The sequence below is a fragment of the Candidatus Pelagibacter sp. HIMB1623 genome (genome assembly GCF_052047695.1).
Classification (GTDB): Bacteria; Pseudomonadota; Alphaproteobacteria; order Pelagibacterales; family Pelagibacteraceae; genus Pelagibacter.
Genome location: NZ_JBNAJN010000001.1, coordinates 221255 through 233907 on the forward strand (window position 1 = coordinate 221255; position 12653 = coordinate 233907).

Below are 12653 nucleotides of genomic sequence, written 5' to 3' on the forward strand. Positions count from 1 at the left end.
ATAATGTTTAAAAAAATATTAATTGCAAACCGTGGGGAAATTGCAGTTAGAATTATACGAGCATGTAAGGAATGGGGAATACCTACTGTAGCTGTTCATTCAGATGTAGATAGGGAAAGCATGCATGTAAGAATGGCTGACGAAAGTGTATGCATTGGTTCTCACCAACCAGCTAATAGTTATTTAAATATACCCGCTTTGATGTCTGCAATTGAACTTACTAATGCTGATGCTGTGCACCCAGGATATGGATTTTTATCTGAGAATGCAAACTTTGCAAAAATTCTAGAGGAAAATAAAATTAACTTTATTGGAGCATCTTCTAAGCACATCGAAATGATGGGAGATAAAATTCAAGCCAAAAGAATAGCAAAAGAAAATGGTTTGCCAGTAATTGAGGGATCTGAAGGTGGTGTTAAAGATATATCTGAAGCTAAAGATTTATGTAAAAAAATTGGTTTTCCTGTCTTAATAAAAGCATCAGGTGGTGGAGGTGGAAAAGGAATGAAAATAGTTCATAAAGAGGAAGACTTTGAAACTTTATTTTCTACTGCAAAATCAGAAGCTCAAAAATATTTTGGAAATGATGAAGTCTATATTGAGAAGTTTTTTCAAAATCCAAGACATATAGAAGTTCAAATATTGGCTGGAAAAAATAGAGCAGTACACCTTCATGAAAGAGATTGTTCAGTGCAAAGAAGACATCAAAAATTAATTGAGGAAACACCTAGCCCAGTTTTAAATGAAGAAATAAGAAAAGATCTTTTTAAAAAAACAGTAAATATGGTCGAAAAAATTGGATATATGGGTGCTGGTACTGTCGAATTCATTTATGAAGATGGTAAATTTTATTTTTTAGAAATGAACACAAGAGTTCAAGTAGAACACCCAGTAACTGAAATGGTTACAGGTATTGATATTATTAAAGAGCAAATTTGGATTGCATTTTCTGGTGAAACAGCACTAAACCAAAGTGATATCAACCCCAGAGGACACGCTATAGAATGTAGAATAAACGCTGAAGATGCAAGTAAAAATTTTCAACCATCTCCAGGTGTTATTACCATGTGTCATCAACCTTCAGGTTTTAGAACAAGAGTAGATGGAGCTATATTTCAAGGTTACAAAGTAACTCCTTACTATGACAGTATGGTTTGCAAATTAATTTGCCATGGAAGAAATAGAACAGAGGCAATTCAAAGAATGAATAGATCATTAGATGAATTTGTTATTGAGGGAATTACAACTACGATTCCACTGCATAAAAAATTATTAAATCACAAAAAATTTATTAATTCAGATTTTAACGTAAGTTGGCTTGATAACGATAGTATTGTTTAAAAACAACTAACCAACCAAATATCATAAACTGGATGATCAAATGGAGTTATTGAAGGACTAGAGGAAAAAATCCATCCATTAAAAACAAAGACTTCATTTTTATTTTTTTCATTTAGGTCTTTAACTTGTAAATATGCTGTTATTTCTGGATTATCATCAAACTCAGAATTTTTACATTTTAAACTTTTAATTGATAAATCATTAAATTGTTTTAACTCTCCATTTTTTAAAGTAAGCAAGGTATTTTTTGAACTAATTTTATCTAAAACTTTTATATTAACAAATGAACCCTCTAAATTACTTTTAGAATATGAATTGATGGTAAAACTAAAATAGAAAAAGCAAACTAATATAATAAATTTAAAATTACTCTTTCCAGCTAGAATATTTTTTCTCAACTGCATTTTTATTCTTGTTTGGATAATAAGCCTTATCAGTGCCAGTTAGGTTTGACTGGTGAGGTTTTTGCCAATCATATTTTTCTAAATTATGAGTTTTTTCAATTTTATTAGGAGTAAAATGTATCCATGAATACCATTCTACAGGAATTTTAGACGCATCAACATTATCAAAATACACAATCCATCTTTTTCCATTTTTACTTTCATAGTACTTATTGCCGAACTCATCTGTGCCAACTAGTTTTCCAAAAAAAATAGTTTTTAATCTTGTTCCAAATGTATCTTGATTCCACCAAATGAAAATTTTTTTAAAAAGTGTCAACATTATTTTTTTTATTTATTCAATTAAAAATTGTAAAATTTAAATTAGACTAAAATATGAATAAGTATATAAATCAATTGATTCAATATTCAAATTAAAATTATAAAGAGGACAAATGGCGAAGTATCTAGTTGAAACATATTATACCTGCACTTTTAAAGTAAATCATTATTTAGATGATATAAATGAAACAGAGTTAAAAAATTTAGAAAAAAGAGATGACGGTAAATTTGAAGTTCTTGATGTAAAGCTAGACAATAGAAAAACAAAAAGCTTAGATCCTAATAATAACAGTAAAATTGTAGAAACGAAAAAAGTTGAAATTGTTTCAGAAACAAATAACTCAAATTCAATATCCAAAGATAGTGTTGTAACGAATCTTAACAAGTCTATTGAAAAATCAGGAAAAAGATTCAGCATGCCCGATAGAAGAAAGGGCTATATTCAAAAAGCAACTATTGGTGACCATAAAGTTTACTTACATACCGGAGAATATGAAGATGGTAAAATAGGAGAGATATTTATAGATACAAGCAAAGAGGGAGAGCTTGTAAAAGCATTGATGAATAACTTTGCAATTGCAGTGTCTCTTGGACTACAGTACGGAGTTCCTCTTGATGAATTTATAAGTGCATTTGTAGGCACAAAATTTGAACCGTCTGGAAAAGTTTATGGAAATGACAGAATTTTAAGCGCGACGTCTATTTTGGATTATATTTTTAGAGAGCTAGCAATTTCATATCAAAATAGAGAAGACCTTGCTCATACTCCAGCAATTGGTGGTAATGAAAATATAACTGAAGATCAAAATACTGATGATCAAAACCAATTATTGAAAATTGTTAAAGATATTACCAGCAAAGGTTTTGTGAGAAACAACTATAAAAAAAATCTGGTAGATCTTTCAGATGTTAAAATTAGTCTTAAAGGAAAAAAATAAAAATTAATTCTTATTTTTTATAGAAATATTAAGTTCTTTTAATTGATTTGGATTTACTTCAGAAGGTGCATTCATCATTAAATCTTGTGCATTTTGATTCATAGGAAACATAGTCACCTCCCTAATATTTTTTTCATTTGCTAACAACATTACTATTCTATCTATTCCCGGAGCAATTCCACCGTGTGGTGGTGCTCCATAACTTAATGCATTAATCATTCCACTAAAATCCTCATCCACTTGTTTTTTATCATAACCAGCTATCGAGAATAGTTTATACATTAATTCTGGCTTGTGATTTCTAATAGCCCCAGAAGAAAGCTCAATTCCATTACATACAATATCATATTGATACGCTAAAATATCTAATGGATTTTTAAAATTTTCCTCAGTGAGATCTCCTTGCGGCATTGAAAAAGGATTATGACTAAATTTTATATCATTTGTCACTTCATCTCTTTCGAACATTGGGTAATCTACAACCCAGCAAAATGCAAAAACATTAGGGTCAATTAATTCTAAATCTTTTGCAATTTTGTCTCGTGCAAGAGCAGTAATTTTCTCTAACTCATTCTGCTTTCCACAGGCCATAAATATACTATCCCCTACTTCACAATTAGTTTTTTTCATAATTTCTGCCAAAGCATCATTAGAAAAAAATTTTCCAATAGGACCCTTTGCTGAAATTTCCTTGTCTTTTTCTAAAGTGAAATAAGCTAGACCAGAAGCACCTTCTCCCTTTGCCCATTTATCAATATTATCAAAAAAACTTCTAGGTTTATCTTTTGTATTTTTGGTTACAATACATCTAACATTTGAACCAGATTTTACTAATTTTTTAAAAATTTCAAACGATACATCTTCTCTAATAAATATATCTGTAATATCGTTTATAATGAGTGGGTTTCTTAAATCAGGTTTATCGCTTCCATATTTAAGCATTGCTTCTTTGTAGGAAATTTTAGGAAACTTATCGAACATAAGTTTTTTCATAGAAAATTTTTTGAAAGTATTCACTAAAAGCGTTTCAACAACATCAAATATATCTTGTTGTTCTACAAAAGACATTTCTAAATCTAATTGATAAAATTCACCAGGGCTTCTATCGGCCCTTGCATCTTCGTCTCTAAAGCATGGAGCTATTTGAAAATATTTATCAAATCCTGAGACCATTATTAATTGTTTAAATTGTTGAGGAGCTTGAGGCAGAGCATAAAATTTTCCTGGGTTCAGTCGGCTTGGCACTAAAAAGTCCCTTGCCCCTTCTGGACTTGAAGATGTTAATATAGGTGTTTGAAATTCAAGAAAACCTAGCTTTGTCATTTCACTTCTAATGTGAGAAATAACTTTTGATCTTAAAATTATATTTTCATGAATTTTTTTTCTTCTTAAATCTAAAAATCTATATTTTAGCCTTATTTCTTCAGAATATTCTTGGTCACTAAAAACCGGCATAGGTAATTCTTTGCAAGTTCCCAAAATTTCATATTTTTTTATAGCTACTTCTATTTCACCAGTTTCTATCTCTTTATTTATTGTTTCATTAGATCTATTGACTACTTTTCCCTCAATTTTGATAACAGTTTCTAGTTGAATTTTTTCCAAGTCTGAAAAAAATTGATTATCTTTATCTATAATACATTGTGTAATTCCATAATTATCTCTTAGATCAACAAATAATAAATTACCATGATCTCTTTTTTTATTAATCCAGCCAGAGAGCAGCACCTCTTTATCTACATCTGCAATTCTTAACTGGTTGCATTTATGTGTTCTGTATTTTGTCAACTAATCCCCTAAAGCCTCTTTTATAATTTTAAAGTCTATAGATTTTTTTCTTTTTAAACTAATTTCGTCGATCTTATATATGAAATCAGATATTTTACCATAGGATCTGTCAATTCTATTAATGATATAATCAATTAGTTTTTTTTCTATTAGTATTTGACGATCAGATAAATTTTTTAAAATAAGTGCGTAAAGAAGATCATCTCCAGGTTTTTCAATTTGAGATATAAGAAAATTTTTAGATCTAGAATTTAAATCTGTAAGTTTGAAATCATAGTCAACAATGGGTTTTGTTGAAGTGATTAATAAATATTTGTTATCTTGGTCAATAATATTGATCAAAGTGTAAAGTAACTTTTCATCTATATCTTCATTTAAATCTTCCAAAACTATATTTTCAAATATTTTTATTTTTTTTAAAAAATTATTATCAATATTTTTAAAACTAATTTTTATCCCATTAAATTTTTCAAGAAAAATATTTGATAAATGAGTTTTACCTGAAAAATTTTCACCCACTAAATTAATAAAGTTTTTTTCCCATTTGGGCCATTTGTTCAAAAGAATGAAGGAATGTTCATTACTTTTAGAAACATAGAAATCTTGATCTTTAAAATTTTGATCAAAATCAAAGTTTAATATTTGTTGATTAAGCGTACTCATTTAACAACCCAAATTTTATTTTTTGTTTCTATTTCATAATCAAAATTTTTCATTGTTTTTAAAAATTTATCAGGCGTACCATTAAATATAATATTGTAATAATTATTTTTGTTATCAAATTTATAAATATAAAAATTATAAATTAAATCTGTCTCTAACAAATTTTCTTCGAGTTTTTTTATTTTAATATTGTTGCTATTATCAATAGATATAGTTAATTCTAATTTCATAGAAGTATTTATTTCATTTTGCTGTTTCCAATGATCTTCGTAAATTGCTTTTAATTTTGCAATTGCTTTATTGATTTCATCTTGATTATTTAAATTAATATTTTTTAACATTAAATTTTTAATTTTTTTTTCATTATCTAAATAAATTTTGTTCAATATTTTAACTTGCTTATCCTCTATAAAAAAAATACTGATTATATAATCATTAAGATTGTATTTATTGATAATTTCATAAAAATTAAAATTTTCTATTTGACCAATATTATTTCTAATTAAATTATAATCCTCTAGATCTTCTGAAGGTAAAATATAACTCAGCAAATTATAATTTTTTTTGTTTAGGTTCCAATTATTATAAAAAATATTATCTGAAAAAATTTTAATTTCATTTGTTGTTTGGTCGATTATAATAGGAATAAAAATAAGTTCTTTTTTTTGTGGTATAGAAGGAAATATATTTAGATTTTCTAAATGATTAAAAATACTTTTTTTATTAAAAGATACATTTAATTTTAAATAATATATTTCATTTATAAATTTTTCATCATCAATTGAAAAAGTTTCAACCATGCTCTTAATTTTATTTAAAGAAGTTTTATTTAATTTAGTGTAATCATTACTTTTTGAAATTTTTAACATTAATTGATTAAATGCTTGAATAAATCCTTCTTCTATTATTTGATTCTTGTCAAAATTAATCTCAAACGGTGTTGATATCTCAATATCATTAATTAAAAATGTTTTAGCTTCAATTTTGTCTGTGGAAAAAAAAACATTTAGTAAAGCAAGAACTAAAAAATACTTATATAAGTGAAATGATTTAAAAAACTGAGAAATAAATTTCATAAATTATTTTAATGAATAAAAAAAATTTTACCTATAAAAAAAGTGGGGTTAGTATTGATAAAGCTGACAATTTTGTAGATTTCATAGCTAAAGTTTCATCAAATAAAAAAGGCAAAAAAAAGTTTTCAAATATTGGAGGTTTTGGCTCTATTAGTGAAATCCCAAAAAATTTTAAAGATCCTAAAATTGTAGCTTGTACCGACGGAGTTGGAACAAAAATAGAAATAGCAAATATTTTAAATAAATTTGATACCATAGGAATTGATTTGGTTGCAATGAGTGTGAATGATTTAATTGTCCAAGGAGCAAAGCCATTATTTTTTTTAGATTATATTTCAATAAATAAAATTGACTTACCTAAATTGAAGTCAATTATTAAAGGTATAGTTAATGGTTGCGACCAATCTGGATGTAATCTTGTAGGTGGTGAAACAGCTGAAATGCCAGGAACATATGAAAAAGGTAAATTTGATATAGCTGGATTTGCAGTTGGTATAGTTGATGGAAATAAGATTTTATATAAAGAAAAAATAAAAAATAATGATCTTATTTTGGCTGTGCCCTCAAGTGGCTTACACTCAAATGGCTACTCTCTTGTTAGATACTTGCTACAACAAAAAAAAATTAATATTAAAAAAAATAAATTTTTAAAATCAGAATTATTAAAACCTACAAAAATATATGTTAAAGAAATAATTAGTTTAATTAATAAAAATTTAATAAATAGTTGTGCGAATATTACAGGTGGTGGATTGTCAGACAACATTAAAAGAGTAATTCCTAAAAATCTTACAGCTGAAATTAACTTGAAAAACATTAAAACTTTAAAAATATTTAAATGGCTTAAAGAAAATGGAGTGTCAGAAAAAGAAATGTTAAAAACTTTTAATTGTGGAGTTGGATTTTGTTTAATTGTAAAACCTAATAATCTTGAAAAAGTTAAAAAATTTTTTTCAAATGAATATAAGCCCTACGTGATAGGAAAAATCGTAAAAGGAAAAAATAAAGTTAAATTAAATGGTTCAATTAATTGGGTCTAAAAAAGTAAAAACTGCAGTATTTATTTCTGGCAATGGAAGTAACTTAAAATCATTAATAAAATTTTCTAAAACAAAAAAATCACCTATATCTATTAATTTTATTATTTCTAATACATCTAAAGCTAAGGGACTTAATTTTTCCAAACTTTATAAAATTAAAAAAAAAGTTGTTAGTTTTTCAAATTTTTCACTAGCTGAAAAAAAAATTCTTTATCTCTTAAAAAAAAATCAAATAGAATTAATTTGCCTTGCTGGCTTTATGAAAATTTTATCGAGTAATTTTATTAAAAAATTTGAGGGGAAAATACTAAATATTCACCCATCATTACTTCCAAAATTCAAAGGTTTGAATACTCACCAAAGAGCAATAGATAAAAAAGAAAAATATTCTGGATGTACTGTTCACCATGTAAATTCTAAATTAGATTCTGGAAAAATTATTTTGCAAGCTAAAGTAAGAGTTAGTAAAAATGATACCGCAACTTCACTTGCTAAAAAAGTTCTTAAGGAAGAACATAAACTGTATCCGAAGTCTATTTTAAAAATATTTAATCTTTAAAAAAGAAATCTATTTCAATTTTTGCATTTTCAACGCTATCTGAACCATGAACAGAGTTCTTATCTATAGAGATTCCATATTTTTTTCTAATAGTTCCATCGCTAGCGTCTTCTGGGTTTGTGGCTCCCATTAATTCTCTGTTAGCCAATACAGCATTGTCTTTTTCAAGCACCATAACAACTATTGGACCAGATGAAAGATATTCGCACAAATCATTATAAAATGGCTTTGTTTCATGAACTTTATAAAAATTTTCAGCCTCTGATTTTTCTATTTGGATTTTTTTTTCTTTAACAATGGAAAAACCTTTGTTTTTAAACATTTCCTTTATTTCGTTTTCAAGATTTCTTTCAACTGCATCTGGTTTAATGATTGATAATGTCTGTTCTGTATTACTCATAGTTATCCTCTATTAGTTTGTTTAATAATCTAACTCCATAACCCGTAGCACCTCCTGAATTTAAAGCACCTCCATATTTTGAAAAAGCCATCCCTGCAATATCTAAATGTGCCCAAGGTGTTTTCTTTAAAATAAATCTTTGCAAAAACTGTGCTGCAGTGGTTGATCCTGCTCCTCCGACATAATTAATATTTTGCATATCTGCATTTTTTGAGTCGATTAATTTATCAAAATTTTTATTTAATGGCATACGCCAAACTTTCTCTTCAACTTTTTCCCCGGTATCAATTAAATGTTTTGATAGTTTATCATCATTAGAAAAAAGTCCTGCATATTCAGATCCCAATGAAACTATTATTGCTCCAGTTAGTGTAGCTAAATCAACTATAAACTGTGGTTTATATTTTTCTTCTGTATAGGTTAATGCATCTGCTAAAACCAATCTTCCTTCAGCGTCAGTATTTAAAATTTCTATAGTTTTTCCACTGTAAGATTTAACAATATCCCCTGGTCTTTGAGCATTACCTCCTGGCATATTTTCAACCAGGCCTACTATTCCAACAGCATTTATTTTTGCTTTTCTTTTGGCTAAACTTTTCATCAATCCTACAACTACGGCAGAACCGGCCATATCATATGTCATATCTTCCATGAATTTAGCAGGTTTTAATGAAATACCTCCAGTATCAAAACACACTCCTTTACCTACAAAAGCTAAAGGTTTAGAGTTATTTTTCAAACCATTCCACTCCATTACAGCTAAATAAGATCCTCTAATACTTCCTTGTCCAACTCCAAGAAGAGCATTCATTCCTAATTTTTTTAATTTTTTTTCATTGTATATATTTATTTTTAGACCATCTTTTTTTAAAGAGTTTATTCTTCTTGCATATTCATCTGGATGTAAAACATTGCCTGGTTCAGAAACTAGATCTCTAGTATAAAAAGTACCTTCCTCAATAGCTTTGAATTTCATCTGTTCTTTTAAAGATGGTTTATTTTTACCACTAACTGTAACAATTAAATGTTCTTTGCTTTTATTAGATTTATATTTTTCAAATCTATAAGATTTTAACTTCAAGCCATGCAAAAAATAACCAACTATATTATTTATATTTTTTGGTGACGTATCCGAATTAATATTAAAGTTTTTTATTTGAGATTTTTTAAAATTATCATAAAATTTTGCTCCTAAATTCTCCAATTCTGAACTCGATATTTCTTTCTTAATAGATACTAAAACTATTTTAACTTTGGAACTTACTTCAAAACTTAAGATTTTTTTTTTAATATCTTTTGATTTTAACAAATCCAAAACACAATTATATTCTTTATTAGATAAATGTTTTTTTAGGCCTAAAGTTTTATATTTATCGTCTACAAATAAGACTTTATTTACTGAACTATTGGGTGATAAGGTTTTATTATAATTGATCTGAACACTCATAAATTTAAATTCAATATGCTAAAGATGGATGCTATATATGAATAAATATAGCTTATTTCAATGAAAAAAATAATATTTAGGAAACTTTTATCTGATTGTTTAGTTTTTTCTTTAATTGCTTTGCTGGGGATTAGTTCAATAATCTGGGTATTTCAGGCTGTAAATTTTTTAGATATAATGATTGAAGACGGGAGAAATCACAAAATATATCTTCTTTATACTCTTTTAAATTTTCCAAAAATTATTAGCAAAGTGTTACCTTTTTGTATTTTCTTTGGCTTTTCATATGTTTTTATAAAATATGAATTAAGAAATGAGTTAATTATTTATTGGAATCATGGAATAGAAAAAATTTCTCTAATCAATTTTTTTTTTCTTTTTTCAATTCTAATATTAGTTTTGCAAATTTTATTACTCACGTACATAACACCAAAATCACAAGAAATTGCTAGAGGATTATTGAGAACTTCAGATGTTGATTATTTTGAAGGACTTATAAAACCAAAAAAATTTAATGATAATATTAAAGGACTTACAATATTTGCAGAAGATAAGAATGATAATGATGAGTTTATAAATATTTATATAAAAAAAAGAACAAATAAAAATAAATTTCAAGTTACATTTGCTAAAAAAGGAATATTTGAAGATAGAGGAGAAAGTAAAGTACTAGTTTTATATGATGGAGAAAGTGTAAATAATAATAATAACAAGGTCACAAATTTTAGTTTTGCTAAATCTGATTTTAGATTAGGTGAAATGGAATCACATTTCATGAAACATAGAAAACTTCAAGAACAATCGACCTTGGACCTGATAAATTGCATAAAAAGTATATATTTAAATCAAAAAATTAATCTTCTTAATTGCAATCAAAATAAACCGAAAAATGTTTATAAAGAATTATTCAAAAGACTTGTTATACCGTTCTATCTACCTTTGTTAATATTAATTGCATCTATAAACTTAATTATAACTAAAGAAAATATTAACTATTTAAAATTTAGATATTCGATTTTTTTATTAGGTACATTTACGATAGTAGTTTCTGAAAGTGCCCTAGGATTTGTTGGAAATCTTTTTTTGAAAAATATATTTTTTATGCTGCTACCGATCATTTCCATTATAATTCTTTACTTTATTTTAATTTATAAATTTAAGTTTAATAAAATAAGAATTTAATTATGAAAACACATATACAATTTATAATAATCAGTTTTTTAAAATCATTTTTAAACGTTTTTTTAGTGATGCTTAGTCTTGTATTTATTCTAAATATTCTCCAAGAAATAGAATTTTTTAGTAACAAAAATGTTGGATCATTTTACCCAATTTATTTGTCATTAATGAACACACCATCAATAATATTTGAAATGTTTCCTTTTATTTTTTTAATTGCTGCTCAGTTTTTTTTTATAAAACTTTTCAATAATGATGAAATTAATATTTTTAAATATTCTGGATTAAAAAATATAAAGATAATTTATATTTTGAGTGCTCTAAGTTTTTCAATGGGTATTATAGCAATTGTTGTATTTTATAATTTATCGTCAACTTTACAGAGCTATTATTTAGAGATAAAAAATCAATATTCTGCTGACAAATCTGATTATTTAGCTGTCATAAATAAAAATGGTCTTTGGATTAAAGATATTATTGATGATCAGATAAGTATAATTAACGCCTCAAAAATAAATAATAATATTTTATCAGAAACCTTTATATCAACTTTCGATAAAGACTATAAACTTATAAAAAATATAAGAAGTAACAAGGTAGATATAAAAAAAAATAAGTGGCTTATTTATGATGCATCTATATATGAAAACAACACTAATAAAAAAATTCAATTAATAGAATTTGATACAAATTTTAATCAAAAAAAAATTGAATCTTTGTTTTCAAATTTATCTTCTTTATCAATTTTAAAACTATTTGATTTAAGAAAAAATTATAAATCACTTAGTTATTCATTGGTGGATGTTGATCTGCAAATAAATAAAATACTTGTATATCCATTATATTTGATGCTAATGACAATACTTTCATCAATAATAATGTTTAATACAAAGAGTTTTAAAGGTAACTCTTTAAAAATTGTTATAGGATTATTTTTATCAGTGATTGTATACTATATAAGTAACTTTTTTAGTGTTTTAGGTGTGACTGAAAAAATACCACTTATTATTGCTATTTTTTCTCCCATAATAATTTTATGTATTATTAATTCTTTAATGTTAATCAATATAAATGAAAAGTAATTTTTTAATTATAGTTTTAATTTTATTTTTGCAGATAATTTCTGATAATATTTCAAATGCAGAGGAACAATTCAAATTTAATATTACTGAAATTGAAATTTCAGATGATGGAAATTTAATAATTGGTTCCAAAAATGGTAAAGCTGAAACTTATAATGGACATGAAATAACTGCAGAAAACTTTGTGTATAATAAATCACAAAATATTCTCAACGTTTCAGGAAATGTTAAATTTTTTGATAAAAATATCAATCTTACTATCTTTTCAGACAAAGCAACTTACCTAAAAAATGAAGAAATAATTTTTGCAAATGGTAATTCTAAAGCTGTAAGTCAAAACAATATAATTACTTCCAAAAATTTTAATTTAGATATTAAACAAAATATATTAATCGCTGATAGTAAGGTAAAATAT

The 12653-nt window shown here is 25.8% G+C and carries 14 protein-coding genes; 7 read left to right on the forward strand and 7 right to left on the reverse strand.

All coding sequences use genetic code 11. From position 1 onward, the window contains the following. The first annotated feature begins 3 nt into the window (after positions 1 to 3). On the forward strand, positions 4 to 1341 hold the full coding sequence (gene accC, locus ACTTBN_RS01205; RefSeq protein WP_440680609.1) for an acetyl-CoA carboxylase biotin carboxylase subunit: 1338 nt from the start codon (positions 4 to 6) through the stop codon (positions 1339 to 1341). On the opposite strand, the gene ACTTBN_RS01210 is transcribed toward accC, so the two are convergent. After that, positions 1338 to 1745 carry a DUF2155 domain-containing protein gene (locus tag ACTTBN_RS01210; RefSeq protein ID WP_440680610.1) on the reverse strand — a complete coding sequence of 136 codons (408 nt, stop codon included), beginning with the start codon at positions 1743 to 1745 and terminating at the stop codon, positions 1338 to 1340. The two genes, accC and ACTTBN_RS01210, sit on opposite strands and share 4 nt — an antisense overlap. Beyond that, positions 1708 to 2067, reverse strand: coding sequence for an NADH-ubiquinone oxidoreductase subunit NDUFA12 family protein (locus tag ACTTBN_RS01215; protein WP_440680611.1), 360 nt, complete (start codon positions 2065 to 2067; stop codon positions 1708 to 1710). The genes ACTTBN_RS01210 and ACTTBN_RS01215 overlap by 38 nt, the downstream gene beginning before the upstream one ends. Before the next feature lie 112 nt (positions 2068 to 2179). Here ACTTBN_RS01215 and ACTTBN_RS01220 point away from each other — a divergent pair, with 112 nt between their 5' ends. Further along, on the forward strand, positions 2180 to 3004 hold the full coding sequence (locus ACTTBN_RS01220) for a TSCPD domain-containing protein (RefSeq protein WP_440680612.1): 825 nt from the start codon (positions 2180 to 2182) through the stop codon (positions 3002 to 3004). Positions 3005 to 3007: 3 nt separating this feature from the next. Here ACTTBN_RS01220 and aspS read toward each other — a convergent pair whose 3' ends face one another. From aspS to ACTTBN_RS01235, 3 genes are read right to left on the reverse strand one after another with little or no spacing between them, the layout of a single operon-like run. Then, positions 3008 to 4792: an aspartate--tRNA ligase gene (gene aspS / locus ACTTBN_RS01225; RefSeq protein ID WP_440680613.1), complete on the reverse strand. Its 1785-nt coding sequence runs from the start codon at positions 4790 to 4792 to the stop codon at positions 3008 to 3010. Beyond that, positions 4793 to 5455, reverse strand: coding sequence for a DNA replication protein (locus tag ACTTBN_RS01230; RefSeq protein WP_440680614.1), 663 nt, complete (start codon positions 5453 to 5455; stop codon positions 4793 to 4795). It abuts the gene before it with no gap. After that, positions 5452 to 6531: a hypothetical protein gene (locus ACTTBN_RS01235; protein ID WP_440680615.1), complete on the reverse strand. Its 1080-nt coding sequence runs from the start codon at positions 6529 to 6531 to the stop codon at positions 5452 to 5454. The genes ACTTBN_RS01230 and ACTTBN_RS01235 overlap by 4 nt, the downstream gene beginning before the upstream one ends. 11 nt (positions 6532 to 6542) lie before the next feature. On the opposite strand from ACTTBN_RS01235, the gene purM reads away from it, so the two are divergent. Both purM and purN read left to right on the forward strand, forming a co-directional pair. Next, the gene (purM, locus tag ACTTBN_RS01240) at positions 6543 to 7571 is read left to right on the forward strand and encodes a phosphoribosylformylglycinamidine cyclo-ligase (RefSeq protein ID WP_440680616.1); all 1029 of its coding nucleotides are present in this window, start codon (positions 6543 to 6545) and stop codon (positions 7569 to 7571) included. Further along, positions 7549 to 8130: a phosphoribosylglycinamide formyltransferase gene (gene purN, locus ACTTBN_RS01245; protein ID WP_440680617.1), complete on the forward strand. Its 582-nt coding sequence runs from the start codon at positions 7549 to 7551 to the stop codon at positions 8128 to 8130. Before purM ends, purN begins: the two co-directional genes overlap by 23 nt. On the opposite strand, the gene ndk is transcribed toward purN, so the two are convergent. Both ndk and ACTTBN_RS01255 read right to left on the reverse strand, forming a co-directional pair. Continuing rightward, entirely contained in the window at positions 8120 to 8530 is a 411-nt protein-coding gene (gene ndk / locus ACTTBN_RS01250; RefSeq protein WP_440680618.1) for a nucleoside-diphosphate kinase, read from the reverse strand. The two genes, purN and ndk, sit on opposite strands and share 11 nt — an antisense overlap. Next, positions 8523 to 9977, reverse strand: a complete 1455-nt coding sequence (locus ACTTBN_RS01255; protein WP_440680619.1) for a leucyl aminopeptidase — start codon at positions 9975 to 9977, stop codon at positions 8523 to 8525. Before ACTTBN_RS01255 ends, ndk begins: the two co-directional genes overlap by 8 nt. A gap of 60 nt (positions 9978 to 10037) precedes the next feature. On the opposite strand from ACTTBN_RS01255, the gene ACTTBN_RS01260 reads away from it, so the two are divergent. The 3 genes from ACTTBN_RS01260 to ACTTBN_RS01270 form a co-directional block, all read left to right on the forward strand. Then, entirely contained in the window at positions 10038 to 11159 is a 1122-nt protein-coding gene (locus tag ACTTBN_RS01260) for an LptF/LptG family permease (protein ID WP_440680620.1), read from the forward strand. Positions 11160 to 11161: 2 nt separating this feature from the next. Continuing rightward, positions 11162 to 12238: an LptF/LptG family permease gene (locus ACTTBN_RS01265; protein WP_440680621.1), complete on the forward strand. Its 1077-nt coding sequence runs from the start codon at positions 11162 to 11164 to the stop codon at positions 12236 to 12238. After that, on the forward strand, positions 12228 to 12653 hold a 426-nt coding region (locus tag ACTTBN_RS01270), incomplete at its 3' end, for a hypothetical protein (RefSeq protein WP_440680622.1). The genes ACTTBN_RS01265 and ACTTBN_RS01270, both read left to right, overlap by 11 nt.

What these genes read in the sequence shown, in the direction of transcription:
- accC (WP_440680609.1), top strand. Translation starts at nt 4, where the DNA reads ATGTTTAAAAAAATATTAATTGCAAACCGTGGGGAAATTGCAGTTAGA.
- ACTTBN_RS01210 (WP_440680610.1), bottom strand. Translation starts at nt 1,745, where the DNA reads ATGCAGTTGAGAAAAAATATTCTAGCTGGAAAGAGTAATTTTAAATTT.
- ACTTBN_RS01215 (WP_440680611.1), bottom strand. Translation starts at nt 2,067, where the DNA reads ATGTTGACACTTTTTAAAAAAATTTTCATTTGGTGGAATCAAGATACA.
- ACTTBN_RS01220 (WP_440680612.1), top strand. Translation starts at nt 2,180, where the DNA reads ATGGCGAAGTATCTAGTTGAAACATATTATACCTGCACTTTTAAAGTA.
- ACTTBN_RS01230 (WP_440680614.1), bottom strand. Translation starts at nt 5,455, where the DNA reads ATGAGTACGCTTAATCAACAAATATTAAACTTTGATTTTGATCAAAAT.
- ACTTBN_RS01235 (WP_440680615.1), bottom strand. Translation starts at nt 6,531, where the DNA reads ATGAAATTTATTTCTCAGTTTTTTAAATCATTTCACTTATATAAGTAT.
- purM (WP_440680616.1), top strand. Translation starts at nt 6,543, where the DNA reads ATGAATAAAAAAAATTTTACCTATAAAAAAAGTGGGGTTAGTATTGAT.
- purN (WP_440680617.1), top strand. Translation starts at nt 7,549, where the DNA reads ATGGTTCAATTAATTGGGTCTAAAAAAGTAAAAACTGCAGTATTTATT.
- ndk (WP_440680618.1), bottom strand. Translation starts at nt 8,530, where the DNA reads ATGAGTAATACAGAACAGACATTATCAATCATTAAACCAGATGCAGTT.
- ACTTBN_RS01255 (WP_440680619.1), bottom strand. Translation starts at nt 9,977, where the DNA reads ATGAGTGTTCAGATCAATTATAATAAAACCTTATCACCCAATAGTTCA.
- ACTTBN_RS01260 (WP_440680620.1), top strand. Translation starts at nt 10,038, where the DNA reads ATGAAAAAAATAATATTTAGGAAACTTTTATCTGATTGTTTAGTTTTT.
- ACTTBN_RS01265 (WP_440680621.1), top strand. Translation starts at nt 11,162, where the DNA reads ATGAAAACACATATACAATTTATAATAATCAGTTTTTTAAAATCATTT.